We start from the raw sequence: 15,603 nt of genomic DNA, 5'->3' as shown, positions 1-15,603 counted from the left end.
CCAACCAACGAGGCTACCCATGCTTAAATTCCTGGTCATCGCCGCGGCATTGTTTCTGGTCTACAAGCTCTTCATGGGCGACAAGCGCAAGAAGGACATGCAAAACGACAAATCCTTCAAGCAAAAGGTTGCCTCCGGCGAAATGGTCAAGGACCCGTCGTGCGGAACCTACGTAGACAAGGACGGCGACATCCGCGTCCGGGAAGGGGACAAGGTCCACGTATTCTGTTCCTACGAATGCCGGGACAAATACTTGAAGCGGATCGGCGCCTCGATCCCTAAGAAAGACGAAGAATAGGCAGACCAGCCATTCCGATAGGACAAAGGCCCGACTCAGGGCCTTTTTTTTCGCCCTCAGTTCGAGCGAGAGACATTTCCTTCCTCGAGATGAAGCCCGTATCGATAAAATCTTCAAAACGCGGCACAGGGAATTTTCCGCAGGTCATTCATAATCCGGCCATCGGCAAGCCACCAGTAGGCGACGACTTGTTCAGCAAGGATTGGTGACTTGAAGGATTTTATTCCACTCTTTCGAGTGGTTATATATTTGTCTCATAATGTAAATTATGTAAACTTTTAACAAAGGGAGACCGAAACAGGCCGGATCGACACCCTGATGATTCGCCCTTCCCGGTTTCACCCCTTCGACCTTCGACATGGTCGATTGAAAGTCCGGATAAAGAATCGACCTCGCTGCCCATTGAGCATTCTTTTCACGGCTGGTAAGGAGACCCCATCGCAAACAGACAAAAAGCCGTTACGGCTGATTTGAGGAAAAATGAAATCACGCATCGCGTTTTCGCTTCTGACCGTTTTTCTGGCCCTGGCCGGACTGACCCCTGCCCAGGCGGCAGAAAAACAGTCCTTTCAGCAATGGCTTGAACACTACCGAGCTTGGGACCGCCTGGAAAAGGAGTATGCCCAGGAGTCCGCTGCGGACACGCCCGAGGCCGTTCTCAAGCGTGCCCAGGTTTACCTGAATCTCAATTCTCCTGCCAAAGCACTTGAAATCATTGAAATGACACCGGCCTTCACCGGCAAGGACGAGGCCGACCGGCTGTGGCTGGGGGGCCAGGCTCACCGGGGTCTCGGCGACCTGACCAAGGCCGTGCTCTGGTATACCCAGGCGACCAAATTCCTGTCCGACGACGAGATCCGCGCCCGCTTCAAGGGGGAACCCGCCCTGGAAACCATCTGGCACGACGTCTGGCTCAAGATGTACTGGTCCTATCTGGCCAACCACACCCTTTCCCGGGATTCCCAGAAGGAAGCCCTGGACATGATTATGGTCGTTGGACGCAAAGTTTGGGAGAACGGCTTCTGGAATAATGTTTATTTCATCATGAATCCCAATATGTTGCCTGCTGGTGGAGCTTCAGGGAAAAATACCGCCGTTACTGCGGTACCCGCGCCCCTGTTGCAGCCCGCCGACACGCAATTGATCGCACGGGCCATGGCCGCAGTTTCCCTGGAAAAATTCGAAGAGGCCACGGGCTATGTCTCCCAGCTTTCCAACGAGACGGTCCGCACGTTCTGGACCGCGGTACTATACTTCCTCAACAGCGGCAACACGCCGAAAAAACTTGATGTATTCCTTAAAGGCAACTACCTCAAGGCGCACGCTTTCTGGGCGGGCAACGTCCTGGCCCCCTATTCCAAGTCCCGCAGCGACTGGTTCCTGGGCAACCCCGACTCCGCAGCCTGGACCAAGTTCCGCAACAACATCCTGACCATGGCCCCGGAGGAAGCGGAAAAAGCCATCGACAACGAACTCGGGTCCATGCTCATCTCCGAACAGACCGCGACGCTGCTGCGCAACTTCAAGCTTGCGCTGTCCCTCTCCAACGGCAACGCGCAAATTGCTTCAACTGTATGGAATTCAATAGATAAAAAGACGCTCCCCATCTGCCTGAGGCTGGCCGGGGTGCTTTCCTTCAAGGATGACTTGAATAAAATATTACCCGAAAAACCGGCCCAGGCCTTTGCCCTGTATCCGGTTCTGGCCGCCCTTTCCGGAGCTGCTGGCGAGAACATCCATCCCGAAACCGAGGCCCCCTTCTGGGCCGCCGCCCCGGCAGACAAGCTGCAGGATCTGTCGGCCGAGTACCCCCTGGATAGGTTGCTTCTCCTGGCCTACTGGCAGCAGCGCTTCGAGACCAAGCCGTCCACGAATCTGGCCAAGCGGGCCGCCTACCTGTTCGACGATTCCTCCTTCGGCATCCGCAGCCTGATCTACCTGGCCGACGATGCGGTCAGGGCCAAGAACCTGCAACTCGGGGCCTTTTACCTGAACCGCATCGACGAACCCGCCCTGCCTCCCGAATTGCGGATGGCCTGGCTGGACATCAAGACCCGCCTGGAACTCGATGCCGGTCATCAGGGCAAAGCGCTCGAAACCTACCAGGAAATGACCAAGACCGGCGAGCCCGTGCCGGTGATGACCCGCCTGCGCATGGCCCTGCTCTACCAGCAGCGCCGGGAATACGAGACCGCGCAGAAGGAATTGCTCGCCATGTGGGACGCCAGGGCGACCATGACCACGGCCCTGCAGGCCGAAACCCTGTTCTGGCTCGGTGAGGGGGAACAGGCCATGCGCAACCCTGACAAGGCTTTGGATTATTACCTTAAATTGGCATGGCAGTATCCCCAGGAAAACATCTGGTGCCTGACCGCCATGTACCGCGCCTCACTGATCTACGAAAAACGGGGCAAATACGAGACCGCCAAGCGGTTGCTCGGCACCGTGGTGCGCAACGCCTCCCGCAAGGAGCAGCGCGTGGCCGCTCAGGCGCGCATCAATGCCATCGACAAGAAAATGGGCTCGGAAAAGGACGAGACCAAGAGTTCACTCGTTTACCCGTTCTAGAAAACATGCCCGCCCGTTTGACTCTGGAATCGGCCCGGCAGGGCGCATTGCGCACCCTGCCGGTCGCCCTCAGCGTGTTCGCCTACGGAATGGTCTACGGCCTGCTCACCCGCCAGGCCGGGCTGACCATGGTCGAATCGACCCTGTCCAGCGGCCTGATCTTCGCCGGATCGTCCCAATTTGTGGCCCTGGACATGTGGACCCACCCCCTGCCCATAACAGCCCTCATTCTCACCACACTCATCGTCAACCTGCGTCACGTGCTCATGAGCGCGTCCCTGACGCCCTGGATGCGCGGACTCCCCTCCCGGGCCACCCTCCCCCTGCTCTTCCTGCTGGTGGACGAAAGTTGGGCCATGACCTATGGGGCCGTGAGTCGGGACAAGTCGGACATGGGTTTTCTTCTGGGTTCCGGACTACTCATCTGGGCCGCCTGGATGGCGGCGACCATCACCGGCAGGCTGGCCGGGGCCATCATCCCCGACCCCGAGGCATTCGGCCTCGACTTCGCCTTCACCGCCGTATTCCTCTCCCTGCTGGCCGGACTGTGGAAAGGCAGGGGTGACATTCCGCCCTGGGCCGTGGCCGCCATAACCGCCCTGATCGTCAACCATTTTCTGCCCGGCAAATGGTATATTGTGGCCGGAGGACTGGCCGGAAGCCTGACCGGCCTGTGGGGGAACCATGCAGATCGATAGCCTGATCGCCATTCTCGGTATGGCCGCCGTGACCTACCTGACCCGCATCAGCGGCCCGTGGCTGGTGCGCCTGGTGCAGGGCAACCAACGGATCGAGGCGTGCCTGTCCCGCCTTCCGGGTTCCATCCTGGCCGCCCTGCTCGCCCCGTTGGTCTTTGCCGTGGGAACGGCCGAGGCAGTGGCCTCGGGCATCACCCTGCTCGTGACCCTGCGCTTCCGGAACATGCCCCTGTCCCTGGTCGCGGGCGTAGGCTCCCTGGCCATCCTGCGCCATCTCTGGTGATCACCACTGATTGTGTACATCCTCACGGGCCAAGGATTGCTTTTGCTGTGAAACCGAATCATCGTAAAATGTTACCGCCGATACACGGTCAGTTATATCCAACCGGTCCTCCCCTTGAAAGGCTCTGATTGTCCTGATTGCGAAAAGCTACGCAGCCCCTTTTGGGCTTCCGCTCCGCCCTCCCGTACGCCTCATCGCCGGTTGCCGGGCCTTTGCAAAACGGCTAACGACTCAGATTCAAGTCATCAAGGAGCTATGCATGCGCATCGAGAACGCTCATAAGGAAGATTACCCGGAACTGCTCAAGGTTTGGGAGGCCTCTGTCCGCGCGACCCATGATTTTCTGTCCGAGGAAGACATTTCGTCCCTGCGGCCGTTGATCCTGAAGCACTATTTCGATGCCGTGGAGCTGTGCTGCGTCCGGGATGAAATCGGTAAGATCCTCGGATTCTGCGGCGTTGCCGACGGGAACCTGGAGATGCTCTTTATCGCCCCGGACAGCCGGGGCCGGGGCATCGGCACGGCCCTGTGCCGCCACGCCGTGGACCGCCTCGGCGTCACCAAGGTGGACGTCAACGAACAGAACCCGCAGGCCCTGGGGTTCTACCGGCACTTGGGCTTCAAGGTCGTGGGGCGCTCCCCCCTAGACGGTCAAGGCAACCTCTTTCCCCTGCTCCACCTGTCCTTGCACTGATTCCCTCCCCCTGTTTACACTCATTTTCGAGTGTAAACGGCTAGTTTCATCCACGTTCGCACAGATGAATCCTGCCATCTAGTGCCGTCATCCCACATTGATTCGCATTCCCTCTTGACGGAGCGTAGAATAGCTGCCTAGAATGGTCTTACCAAATATGCAGTAAATACCATTTAACGGCTAAAAAATGACAGAAAATAAAAATTAGGTACTACCATTGAACGCAACCAACATCACATCGACGCTGTTTTCACCGGTCCAGGCAGGACGGGCGAGCGAGGAGGTCGCATTGCAGATCGAGGCTGCCATCGTGGACGGCCGGTTGCCATCCGGCGAACGGCTGCCCAGCGAACGGGTCATGCAGTCCCAATTCGGCACGGGCCGAGGCGTTGTCCGCGAGGCCATCAAAATCCTTAAACAAAAAGGACTTCTCGAAGTCCGCAAAGGTGCCAAGGGCGGGGCCTACGTCCGCGAGCTTGATGTTGGCAACATATCAGAATCACTTGCCCTTTTCATGAAGCAACATCCTGTTGAGCCGGAACAGCTAATCGAATTCCGCGAGACCATGGACCGGACCATCACGAAGCTGGCCTTGGCCCACGGGACGCTACAGGAGAAAGATGAGCTGCTTGAGGAAGCCATGCGGCTGGAGATCCTGCTCCGGGAAGACGAGCCCGACCTCCTGGTCACCAGCGAGCTCGATCGCCAGTTGAACATCATGCTCGCCCGCATGGCCCGCAACCCGCTCTTCGAGTGGGTCATGCATGCTCTGCAGATGGGCTTCAGTTCCCACGACTACGCCCTGTACCAGAACCCCCGGTTCCGCAAACGGGCCGCGGCCAACTGGAGCGACACGGCCCGCGCCCTCCGCGACGGGCAACTCATGCGCGCCCTAGGCTTCATCAGCCATCACTATATCCTGCTTCGGCAGTGCATCGCAGAAAACGGGGCGGCCCCGCGGGACGCCGAATTTCTGCACGAAGACCAACCGTAGACCAAACGAGTACAGATTACATGAAGCATTACGACTACATAATTGTTGGCGGAGGTTCCGCAGGCTCGGTCCTGGCCAACCGCCTGAGCGCCAATCCCAAAAATAAGGTCCTGGTCCTGGAGGCCGGGCTCCCCGATTTCAAGTTCGATTTTCGCATCCACATGCCCGCGGCCCTGACCTATCCCTTGACCGGAAAAACATACAACTGGTGGTACGAGTCCGAACCCGAGCCGCACATGCACAACCGGCGCATCTATCAGCCGCGCGGCAAGGTCCTGGGCGGGTCCAGCTGCATCAACGGCATGATCTACATCCGCGGCAACGCCATGGATTACGAGAAATGGGCCAGGGAGGACGGCCTGGAGAACTGGGACTACGCCCATTGCCTGCCCTACTTCAAGCGGTTCGAATGCCGCACCGCCGGAGCCGACGGATACCAGGGCGCGGCCGGTCCCCTCTACCTGACCACGCCCGAATGCGACAACCCGCTCTTCGACGCCTTTTTCCAGGCCGTGCAGCAGGCCGGCTACCCTGTGAGCAGTGACGTCAATGGCTACCAGCAGGAAGGGTTCGGAAAGTTCGATCGCAATACCTACCGAGGCCGCCGCTGGAACGCGGCCAGAGCGTACGTCCATCCGGTGAAAAACCGGCGCAATCTGACCGTCAAATGCAAAGCCATGACCACGCGCATCCTGTTCGAGGGCAAACGTGCCGTGGGCGTGGAGTACACGCGCGGCAAGCGCACCTTCAAGGCTTACGGCGGGGAGATCATCTCCTGCGGCGGCGCGATCAACTCGCCGCAGTTGTTGCAACTTTCCGGCGTTGGCAATGGCCGCGAGTTGTCCGCCCTGGGCATCGACGTGGTCTACGACCTGCCCGGCGTGGGCGAGAATCTTCAGGACCATCTGGAACTATACGTGCAGTATGCCTGCAAGAAGCCGGTCTCCATGTTCCCCTGCCTGAAATGGTACAACCAGCCGTGGATCGGGCTGAAGTGGCTCTTCGGGCGCACGGGCGAGGCGGCCACCAACCACTTCGAGGCGGGCGGCTTCATCCGGGGCAACGACCGGGTGGAGTACCCCAACCTCCAATACCATTTCCTGCCCATCGCCATACGATACGACGGCTCGGCTCCCAACGAGGGCCACGGCTACCAGGTCCACGTCGGCCCCATGAACACCGACGTGCGCGGCCACGTGAAGTTGAAATCAGCGGACCCGGGCGACTATCCGTCCATCCTCTTCAACTACCTGTCCACCGAGCAGGAAAAACGGGAGTGGGTGGAGGCCATCCGCAAGACCCGCGAGATCATGACCCAGCCCGCCTTCGACGAATTGCGCGGCAAGGAGCTCGCTCCCGGTGCCCAAGCCCAGACCGACGCGGATATCCTCGATTTCGTGGCCCGCGAAGGCGAATCCGCCTACCACCCGAGCTGCACCTGTGCCATGGGAACCCACGACATGGCCGTGACCGATCCCGAACTGAGGGTCCACGGCGTGGACGGGCTGCGCGTGGTGGATGCTTCGGTCATGCCCTACGTGACCAACGGCAACATCTACGCCCCGGTCATGATGATCGCGGAAAAGGCCGCCGACCTCATCCTCGGCAACTCGCCCCTCCCCCCGGAACACGCCCCATTCTATCAACACTTGAAATCCCAATAGGTTAACCATGATAAAAAGCATGCTATATATAGATGGGAAATGGGTGGACAGCCTGGCAGGCGCGACCCGGAACATCATCAATCCCTTCGACGGCTCGGTCATCGCCACCGTACCGGAGGGGACACGCGAGGATGCCAAGGCGGCCATCAGCGCGGCCCGGACCGCTTTCGACAACGGCGGCTGGCCGCAGACGCCCGCTGCCGAACGCGGCCGCCTGCTCTTTCGCCTGGCCGACCTCATCAAGCGGGACCGCGAAGAGCTGGCCAGGCTGGAAAGCCTGGACACGGGCAAGACCGTGGAAGAAAGCCGCTGGGACATGGACGACATTGTGGGCATCTTCCGCTATTTCGCCGGGTTGGCGGACAAGGACGGGGGAGAGGTCATTAACTCGCCCATCCCGGATTCCACCAGCACCCTGGTTCGCGAGCCGGTCGGAGTCTGCGGCCAGATATCGCCGTGGAACTACCCCCTGCTCCAGGCCTCCTGGAAGATGGCCCCGGCCCTGGCCGCCGGGTGCACCATCGTCATGAAACCAAGTGAAATCACTCCCTTGACCACCCTCAAAGTCACGGAACTGGCCGAAGAGGCCGGTTTTCCGCACGGCGTGGTCAACACGGTCCTCGGGCCCGGCGCGGAAGTCGGCGCGGAGTTGTCCGAGAACGTGGACGTGGATCTCATCTCCTTCACCGGGGGCATCGCCACGGGCAAGACCATCATGCGGGCGGCCGCCGTGAACGTAAAGAAGGTCGCCCTGGAGCTGGGCGGCAAGAATCCGAACATAATCTTCGACGACGCGGACCTGGACCTGGCCGTGGACTATGCCTTGAACGGCGTTTTTTTCCACGCCGGGCAAATTTGCTCGGCCGGGGCGCGGGTCATGGTCCAGAACGGCATCCACGACCGGTTCGTCGAGACCCTGCGCGAACGTATGGCCCACATCAAGATGGGCAACGGTTTTGACGAAGGGACCCAGATGGGGCCGCTCATCTCTGCCGAACACCTAGCCAAAGTCGAGGGCTACGTGGACATCGCCAGGCAGGAAGGCGCGATCCTTGAGCTCGGCGGGTCGCGGCCGGACGCCCCCGCGCTGGCGGGCGGATTCTTCTACCTGCCCACTCTGTTCACCGGTTGCACCAACGACATGCGGATCGTCCAGGAGGAAGTCTTCGGTCCGGTTATCACCGTGGAAAGATTCTCCAGCGAAGACGAGGCAGTCGAACGTGCCAACTCCACGATCTATGGCCTGTCCGCCGGATTCTGGACACGGGACCCAGACCGCATCGAGCGGGTCTCCAAGCGGCTCCGCTTCGGGACGATCTGGGTCAACGACTTCAACGTCTATTTCGTTCAGGCCCCCTGGGGCGGCTACAAGCAATCCGGCCTCGGCCGCGAACTGGGCGCCGTCGGCCTCGAAGAATACACTGAGATCAAACACATATATCGCAACCACGCCACCAAAGCTCTCGACTGGTTCGGCGTGAAGGCCGAATAATCAGTGCGACCGCTCCCGCCAATCCCAACCAAGGAGGTTTAATGTCTTCCGGCTTCAGGCGACTCGCCGTCGCCTTACTCTTCATCGCAACCATATTCTGCTCCACCATCCCCGCGCGCGCAGCCGACAAGATCACTGTGGCCAGCGTGTCCTGGACCGGCGTGACCATCAAATCCGAGATCGCGGTCGATGTCCTCAAAAGCCTAGGCTATCGGGCCGAAAATAAAGTCTTTTCCGTGCCCATCACCTACTCCGCCCTGGCCAACGGAGACGCCGACGTATTCTTCGGCAACTGGATGCCCTCCATGGCGACCATCGCCAACAAATTCTTCGATAGCGGCAAGGTCATCAAATACGTAGCCAACATGCCCGGGGCCAAGTACACCCTGGCCGTGCCCACCTTCTGCGCTCAGGCCGGGCTCAAGGATTTCAGTGACATCGCCAAGTTCGGCGACAAGCTGGACTGGAAGATCTACGGCATCGAACCGGGCAACGACGGCAACCAGATCATCCAGAACATGATCGACAAGAACATGTTCGGACTGGGCAAATTCAAGCTGGTTGCGTCCAGCGAAGTGGCCATGCTCTCCCAGGTCCAGGCCTATGCCGCCAACCGCAAATGGATCGTGTTCCTCGGCTGGGCTCCGCACAGCATGAACGAGCGTATCGACATGACCTACCTGACCGGCAGCACCGATGCGACCTTCGGGGCCAACGACGGCACGGCCACCGTATGGACGAACATCCGTAAAGGTCTGGAACAGGATAACCCCAACATTTCTAAATTATTTAACAATATGACATTCCCGGTTGCCATGATGAACCAGATCATGACTTCGGTGCACAAAGACGCCTCCCTCGGCCTGGCCAAGGCGGGGCTCGTCTGGCTCAAGGCCCATCCCGAGATGTACGAAAAATGGCTGAACGGCGTGACTACAACGGCAGGCAAGCCCGGCGCGCCCGCCTTCAAGGCGTATCTCGACTCCAAGGCATAGTCCCCCTCTCCATTGAGAAGACAAAGGGGAACCGCACTCGCGCGGTTCCCCTTTTTTTGTGCCCTTCCCGTCCTGATCACAAGATGATCATATACGAAAAAGAAAAGGGTTGCGGCCGGTTGGCCGCAACCCATGCGTCGTTAAAAGAGAGTATGGGCGGCGGCCTATGAGGCCGCCCCACTGATGCGGGGAACCATGGATTCCCGCTGATGCCGTTGCGCCAGGAGCTTGCGTGCGGCGGCCAGGACCGCCTCGTGGCTGCCGTAGTAGGCGTCGGGCGCGAGCAGCTTGCCCATGCCCAGCTTTTGGAGGCTCTCCCGCTGTTCGGCGGTCACCGCCAGCAGCACGGTGATCCTGGCCGCCTGCAATTTCTCAATGGTCTCGCCCAGGGCGAAGACCGCCGAGATGTCCATGAACGGCACGTCTAGGCAATTGACCACCAAGACCTGGGTGCCGAGCATGGAAGAGAACTTGTCCTGCATGTTGGCCGTGGTGCCGAAGAAGAACGGTCCGCGGATGGTCACGACCTGGATGCGGTAATCCGTCTCCCGCTGAATGGCGTCTTCGGCCAGATCGTCCAGTGGCCGATCCTCCACTTCCGAGACCGAAACGCTGCACTGGCGGGCGGTACGCACAGCGACCATGGCGGCGGCCAAGGTGACGCCCACCCCCACGGCCACGATGAGGTCGATGAAGACCGTGACCCCGAAGACCACGACCATGACCAGCAGGTCGGTGCGCGGCGCCCGCTTCACCAAGGACAGCAGGCGGTAGTCGATGATGTCCACGCCGACCTTGACCAGGATGCCCGCGAGCACGGCCATGGGGATATGGGAGGCCAGGGGACCCAGCCCCAGCAGGATGGCCAGGAGCAGCGCGGCGTGGATCACGCCGGAAACCCGCGTGGTGCCGCCGGCCTTGATGTTCACTACGGTGCGCATGGTCGCGCCCGCTCCCGGCAGGCCGCCCAGGATGGCGGAAATCATGTTGCCGATGCCCTGCCCGATGAGTTCGCGGTTGGAATCATGCTTCTTGCGGGTCAGGGAGTCCGCCACCACCGAGGTCAGCAGGGAGTCGATGGTGCCGAGCACGGCCAGGGCCAGGCCGAGCCCGACGATCCGGCCCACCTGCGAGGCCTCGAAGCCCGGCATGGTCGGATGAGGCAAGGCGGACGGGATGGCGCCGATCATGGCCACGTCGAAATGTCCTTCCCAGGCGATGGCCGTCCCGACCAGCAGGGCGATGAGCGGGGACGGCACCACGCGGGTGATCCGGGCGGGAACCAGAAAAACGATGGCGATGGTCAGGACGCCGAGCATGAGCGACTGCATCTGGATGCTGCCCAGGGCGGACCCTAGCCCCAGCAAGGCGGCCATGGGCGAACTGACCGAGGGCAGGCCGAGGAGCGGTTCCAACTGTAGCAGAATGATGATCACGCCGATGCCGTTCATGAACCCGGAGACCACGGGGTACGGGATGAACCGAACAAAGGTCCCCAGCCGGGCCGAGCCGAGCACGATCTGCCCCAGCCCCGCGATCAGGAACACGGCGATGATGTACTGCGGATGGCCGGGGAAGGCGGCAACGGCCGATGCGGCCACGATGGTCATGGGGCCGGTGGGGCCGGATATCTGGGTCTGCGTACCGCCGAACACGGCGGCAAAAAGGCCGAGGGCGATGGCCCCGTACAGGCCTGCCGCGGCTCCGGCTCCCGAGGCCACTCCGAATGCCAGCGCAAGGGGCAGTGCCACGATGCCGGCGGTCAATCCTCCACAGACGTCTCCACGGAGGTGCTTGAAATCATAGTTTAAAACTTTCACACTCATATCCTTTGAAAAACTATTCAGAAAAGAGACAATCCAATTTCATTAAAAAACTCTCCCAGCTCAGCCGACATGCGTCCCCGAATCCCGGCTCCGGACCGCAGACAATCTCCACGGAGGAGCGTCCGCTCCTCCGTCAACGGCTTGAAAACCAGTTGTTCGGACGTGGTTTGTTCGGATGGCTGCCCGGATCACGGGCAGGAAATCGAGCGATACTTTTCGCAGGCGGCGCGGATGGTCTCGCTCAGGGCGGCGGTGTTCACCGGTTTTTTCAGGCAGGCGAATGCCCCCAGGTTCAGGCACGCCTCATGATCGTCACCCTCCCGGCCCGAAAGGACCAGGACCTCAGTCTCCGGATGATCCCGCTTGAACTGGCGCAACACGTCGGTCCCGTGGGAGGTGGGCATGTCGAGCAGGACCACTTCGGGGTCGTGCTCATCCATGGTGAAAAACGCGCTCTTCCCGTCATACAGGGCAAAGGAACCCATCTCGCCGCCTTGGCGCAGGCGCGGAGACAGCGTCGGGACGAACTTGCGCTTGTCGTCCGCGAGCACCGCCAGGCACCTTTCACGGCGGATTCGGGCACAGGCTGCGCCCTGGTGATACTCCCGGCCGATGCCGAATTCCACGCCCGTCACGCCGTCCATGGCCGTTGCCAGGCCGCAGATGCGCCGGGCCATCCGATCCAGCAGCTTGCCGTGATCGTTGACGGCCAGGGAAACGAAGCCGTCCTTGACGAACACGGACACGCCCCAGGCGTCATAGGGAAGATGCGCGCGGATGGTCTCGGTCAAAGCGATGTCCTCCGCTCCGGCCGACAGGCATTCAGCGTCTTCGAACGCCTCCCCGGCGAAATGCGGGCGGTCGCAGGCCGCGCGCTGAAAAACGTCGTTGGGGTTATAGCGCTGGCCGGTGCCGATCTCTACGCCCCGAACCCCTTTGAATTCCGAGACCTTGTCGAACAGACAGCGGGTGCCGTTCTTGAGCGTCGAGTCATGGCTCTCAAGGCTCAGGGTCAGCGCTCCGGCCCGTGCGGACACGGCTACGTCATGTCCATGGCGCGCCAGTTCCGCCTGTACTTCGGCCGCCAGCCCAAAATCCTCCAGACGCGCCCTGTCGGCCGCCGAATCTCTGACCATGGCGTTGGCCAACTGCTCGACGATGAGGTACGCGCTCTGCCGGACCCCGAGCGCCCCCACCGGAACGATCATGTCGTAAAGGGCTTCGGACCACGGATCGTTGCGTTCTGTAACGCAGACCACCCATTCTCCGCGCACGCGGTCGTCGGCAGCCATGAACTCCCGTGCCTCGGGCTCGGTAAGCTCGCCATCCCGGCAAGCCGTCCATACCCTGTCGTTGGTCTCGTTGACCAGGCAGACGCTGAGGATATTCCCGCAATCACGAGGTGCCAGGAGGGCCGTATAGCCCCAGAATACCAGGTTCTTCTCATTAGCCAACTTCCGAGCAACGGCATGCCGCAACCAACTGACGACCTGGTTCCGGTCCGGCCCGTTCATGCCGAATTCGCCCGCTTCCACACTGAACATTCCGGCAATCATCGCCTTGTTCAGGCCCGAGAGACGGGCGGCATCGGCAACGATCTCCCGATCCTCAACCAAGCGATATCCGGTGATTTCCGCCACCCGCTCGGCCACAGGCCGTGCATCGCAAAAACATCCGTTGAAAATTGTAATGGCAGTCATGGTGTACCCGTGGCTTGGGCCTGATCCCATCAGGCGGTTGTTTGCGACATGCGGGCAGTCGTCTCGGGGCGCGTAGCTGTTGCTGGATGCAACATAAGACGGGTGCCAAACGGTCGACCACGCTCAATCGGCGAGGCCATGCTCCTCATTGATCATGATTTAATTCAATGAATCTAATTTATTACACACAGAATAATCATCGAATAATCGGTCTTGATTTGCACGAAGCGTTCCATATCCAACGCTTGCCGGCGGCGCGATGCGCGGCACCCGACCATTTCTTCGGGATAAACCGATATACAAAGACATAGTATCTTGGTACGCAAAGGTTGCTCAGGCTGTTTCCCCACAATCTCCGGGAGAAACCTTCCATGAATCTAGCTGCTTGCGTACGGTATCTGATTCCGGTCTGTCTGTTTTGCCTGACGCTCCTGCCCTCCACCGCACAGGGAAAAACCCTGATCGAACTCTCCCGCTCCCTGGACGCGCGGCCCGTATGGGAGGCGCTGGCAGACGGAGCCGATCCCCGTGAACGGGACAAGAACGCCAACACTCCGCTGCACATTGCCGCCGCCTGGGGCACTCCGGACATCTGCCGCGCCTTGCTTCGGGCAGGCGCCGAGGTGGACGCGCGCAACAAGAACGGCGCCACGCCGTTGCTTGCGGCCGCCAGGGAGGGTCGCGCCGCGAATATGATGGTCCTCATGGAGGCCGGTGCGGATATCAACGCGGCCAGCGGCAACGGAATCACCCCGCTGCACGCGGCCTTCACGGCACACGGGGCCCCGGCCTTGGAGGCCCTTCGCGTCCTATTGGAGCGCAAGCCCGACCTCGACGTCCGCGACAAACAGGGAAACACCCCGCTCTGCCTCGGCATCGGCCGGGTCGAGAGTTCCTGCATTCTCCTGCTGCTGGACGCCGGGGCCGACCCGAACATTCCGAATCAGTCCGGCCAGACGGCGGTACACGAGGCCGTACGCACCAACCGGGTGGCCATCATGGAGCATCTGATACGGCACGGCGCCGATCTGAACACTCCGGGACGGTACGGGACACCGTTGCAGGTGGCGGCCATGAACGGCTTCACGGCCATGGCCGAAATATTGGTTGCGAACGGGGCGGACAGAGCCCGGCTGGCCTCGAACCAACCCTTGCGCCGCCCGGAGAGGAAAAAGCAGAAATACCCCCTCCATCACGCCGCCCAGAGCGGCTTCGACTTGGAGGAGGTAAGAACCCTGCTCAAAACGGGCGCGGACCCGAACCGATTGGACAATTACCAGAAGACTCCGCTCGCCTATGCGGTTAATGAGGGCCGGTTATCTACTATAATCCTGCTGCTTGAGGCGGGCGCGGACCCGAACATTTCGGATAGCCAGTGGGGCTATCCCCTGCATTCGGCGACTCAGAAGAATCGGCCCGAAGTCATCAAGTACCTCCTGCAATACGGCGCGAAACCCAATCAGATGGGAAAGCTCGACACCCCGCTCCAACGGGCGGCCAGCCTGGATTGGTATGACGCGGCAAAAGTCCTGATTGAAGCCGGGGCAGACGTCGATAAGGCCTCCGGCATGGGCCTGACCGCCCTCGCCTACGCGGCCTTCAAACCCGACAGCCGAGTGGCCCCGCTGCTCATCGCCTCCGGCGCGGATGTGAACCTCCAGGGCAGGGCCAAGATGAGCCCGTTCTTCATTGCCGTGGCCGAACACAACATCGAGACCTCCCATCTGCTTTTGGCCCACGGGGCCGATATCAACGCAACCGGCCCCGGCGGCGTATCCTCCCTCCAGGTCGCGGTCAAAAAGCGGTATCCCGACATGGTCGACCTGCTGCTGAAAGCCGGCGCGGACGGAGCGCAAAAGGACCAGTTCGGCAAAACGGCCATGCACCTCGCGGCCAGGACCAACGAGATGTCCACGCTCAAACTGCTGGTGAGCAAGGGATATGCGGTGGACGAGCCAGACCGTCTGGGCATGACGCCCCTCTTCAGCGCCGCAATGAGCGGCAGAAAGGAGGCGACCGAATACCTGATCAAACAGGGCGCGGACGTCATGGCCCGGGACCAGGGTGGCAATACCCCCCTGCACCAAGCCGCTCTGAACGCCCAACCGGAGACCTGCGCCGAGCTTATCGACGCCGGAGCGGATATCAACGCGCTGGACAAGCGCGGCCAGACGCCGCTCGACCTCGCTTTGAGTCGACTCGGCAACAAACGCCAACCAAGAGGGGAAATTAAACAGAGGCTCATTGATGTCGTGGAGTATCTCAAGTCTCACGGAGCCCGCGAGCCCTCCAAGGAGTAGAGCCGCCTTCCCTGCTCCTTTACCCCGTGGGCGGGCTGGCATCGGCGGGCGGCAACTGGTACACCTCCGGTTCACGCAACCCTCAAGGAGT

Annotated in this window: 12 protein-coding genes; 10 read left to right on the top strand and 2 right to left on the bottom strand. The window is 60.9% G+C overall.

All coding sequences use genetic code 11. The features are described from left to right. The first annotated feature begins 19 nt into the window (after nt 1–19). The 9 genes from V8V93_RS12150 to V8V93_RS12110 all read left to right on the top strand — a co-directional run bounded on the left by V8V93_RS12150 (nt 20) and on the right by V8V93_RS12110 (nt 9,686). A complete protein-coding gene (locus V8V93_RS12150; protein WP_338666861.1) occupies nt 20–298 on the top strand; it encodes a transcriptional regulator in 279 nt (92 codons plus the stop codon). Between the two features lie 480 nt (nt 299–778). Then, complete coding sequence (locus V8V93_RS12145; protein WP_338666860.1) at nt 779–2,866, top strand: tetratricopeptide repeat protein; 2,088 nt, start codon at nt 779–781, stop codon at nt 2,864–2,866. Nucleotides 2,867–2,871: 5 nt separating this feature from the next. Then, nucleotides 2,872–3,564 (top strand): AzlC family ABC transporter permease, encoded by a 693-nt coding sequence (locus V8V93_RS12140; protein ID WP_338666859.1) that lies wholly within the window; start codon nt 2,872–2,874, stop codon nt 3,562–3,564. Next, entirely contained in the window at nt 3,551–3,847 is a 297-nt protein-coding gene (locus V8V93_RS12135) for an AzlD family protein (RefSeq protein WP_338666858.1), read from the top strand. The genes V8V93_RS12140 and V8V93_RS12135 overlap by 14 nt, the downstream gene beginning before the upstream one ends. Before the next feature lie 259 nt (nt 3,848–4,106). Continuing rightward, nucleotides 4,107–4,541 (top strand): GNAT family N-acetyltransferase, encoded by a 435-nt coding sequence (locus V8V93_RS12130; RefSeq protein WP_338666857.1) that lies wholly within the window; start codon nt 4,107–4,109, stop codon nt 4,539–4,541. 289 nt (nt 4,542–4,830) lie between these two features. Further along, a complete protein-coding gene (locus V8V93_RS12125; RefSeq protein ID WP_338666856.1) occupies nt 4,831–5,535 on the top strand; it encodes a FadR/GntR family transcriptional regulator in 705 nt (234 codons plus the stop codon). 20 nt (nt 5,536–5,555) lie between these two features. Continuing rightward, nucleotides 5,556–7,199, top strand: coding sequence for a choline dehydrogenase (gene betA, locus V8V93_RS12120; RefSeq protein ID WP_338666855.1), 1,644 nt, complete (start codon nt 5,556–5,558; stop codon nt 7,197–7,199). A gap of 7 nt (nt 7,200–7,206) precedes the next feature. Then, entirely contained in the window at nt 7,207–8,691 is a 1,485-nt protein-coding gene (gene betB, locus V8V93_RS12115; protein WP_338666854.1) for a betaine-aldehyde dehydrogenase, read from the top strand. A gap of 41 nt (nt 8,692–8,732) precedes the next feature. After that, the gene (locus V8V93_RS12110) at nt 8,733–9,686 is read left to right on the top strand and encodes an ABC transporter substrate-binding protein (RefSeq protein WP_338666853.1); all 954 of its coding nucleotides are present in this window, start codon (nt 8,733–8,735) and stop codon (nt 9,684–9,686) included. A gap of 164 nt (nt 9,687–9,850) precedes the next feature. On the opposite strand, the gene V8V93_RS12105 is transcribed toward V8V93_RS12110, so the two are convergent. Beyond that, nucleotides 9,851–11,506: a SulP family inorganic anion transporter gene (locus V8V93_RS12105; protein WP_338666852.1), complete on the bottom strand. Its 1,656-nt coding sequence runs from the start codon at nt 11,504–11,506 to the stop codon at nt 9,851–9,853. A gap of 194 nt (nt 11,507–11,700) precedes the next feature. Continuing rightward, nucleotides 11,701–13,212 (bottom strand): cytidylate kinase family protein, encoded by a 1,512-nt coding sequence (locus tag V8V93_RS12100; protein WP_338666851.1) that lies wholly within the window; start codon nt 13,210–13,212, stop codon nt 11,701–11,703. Between the two features lie 371 nt (nt 13,213–13,583). Between V8V93_RS12100 and V8V93_RS12095 the strand changes: the two genes are divergently transcribed. Next, a complete protein-coding gene (locus V8V93_RS12095) occupies nt 13,584–15,512 on the top strand; it encodes an ankyrin repeat domain-containing protein (RefSeq protein WP_338666850.1) in 1,929 nt (642 codons plus the stop codon). Nucleotides 15,513–15,603 lie beyond the last annotated feature (91 nt).

Origin of the sequence: Pseudodesulfovibrio sp. 5S69 (genome assembly GCF_037094465.1) — a bacterium.
Lineage (GTDB): Bacteria > Desulfobacterota > Desulfovibrionia > Desulfovibrionales > Desulfovibrionaceae > Pseudodesulfovibrio > Pseudodesulfovibrio methanolicus.
Note: the sequence above shows the minus strand (reverse complement) of the source record. Positions and strands in the feature narration are given on the sequence as shown.

Excerpts from the sequence above, each read along its gene's own strand:
- V8V93_RS12150 (WP_338666861.1), top strand. The coding sequence starts at position 20 with ATGCTTAAATTCCTGGTCATCGCCGCGGCATTGTTTCTGGTCTACAAG.
- V8V93_RS12145 (WP_338666860.1), top strand. The coding sequence starts at position 779 with ATGAAATCACGCATCGCGTTTTCGCTTCTGACCGTTTTTCTGGCCCTG.
- V8V93_RS12140 (WP_338666859.1), top strand. The coding sequence starts at position 2,872 with ATGCCCGCCCGTTTGACTCTGGAATCGGCCCGGCAGGGCGCATTGCGC.
- V8V93_RS12135 (WP_338666858.1), top strand. The coding sequence starts at position 3,551 with ATGCAGATCGATAGCCTGATCGCCATTCTCGGTATGGCCGCCGTGACC.
- V8V93_RS12130 (WP_338666857.1), top strand. The coding sequence starts at position 4,107 with ATGCGCATCGAGAACGCTCATAAGGAAGATTACCCGGAACTGCTCAAG.
- betA (WP_338666855.1), top strand. The coding sequence starts at position 5,556 with ATGAAGCATTACGACTACATAATTGTTGGCGGAGGTTCCGCAGGCTCG.
- betB (WP_338666854.1), top strand. The coding sequence starts at position 7,207 with ATGATAAAAAGCATGCTATATATAGATGGGAAATGGGTGGACAGCCTG.
- V8V93_RS12110 (WP_338666853.1), top strand. The coding sequence starts at position 8,733 with ATGTCTTCCGGCTTCAGGCGACTCGCCGTCGCCTTACTCTTCATCGCA.
- V8V93_RS12100 (WP_338666851.1), bottom strand. The coding sequence starts at position 13,212 with ATGACTGCCATTACAATTTTCAACGGATGTTTTTGCGATGCACGGCCT.
- V8V93_RS12095 (WP_338666850.1), top strand. The coding sequence starts at position 13,584 with ATGAATCTAGCTGCTTGCGTACGGTATCTGATTCCGGTCTGTCTGTTT.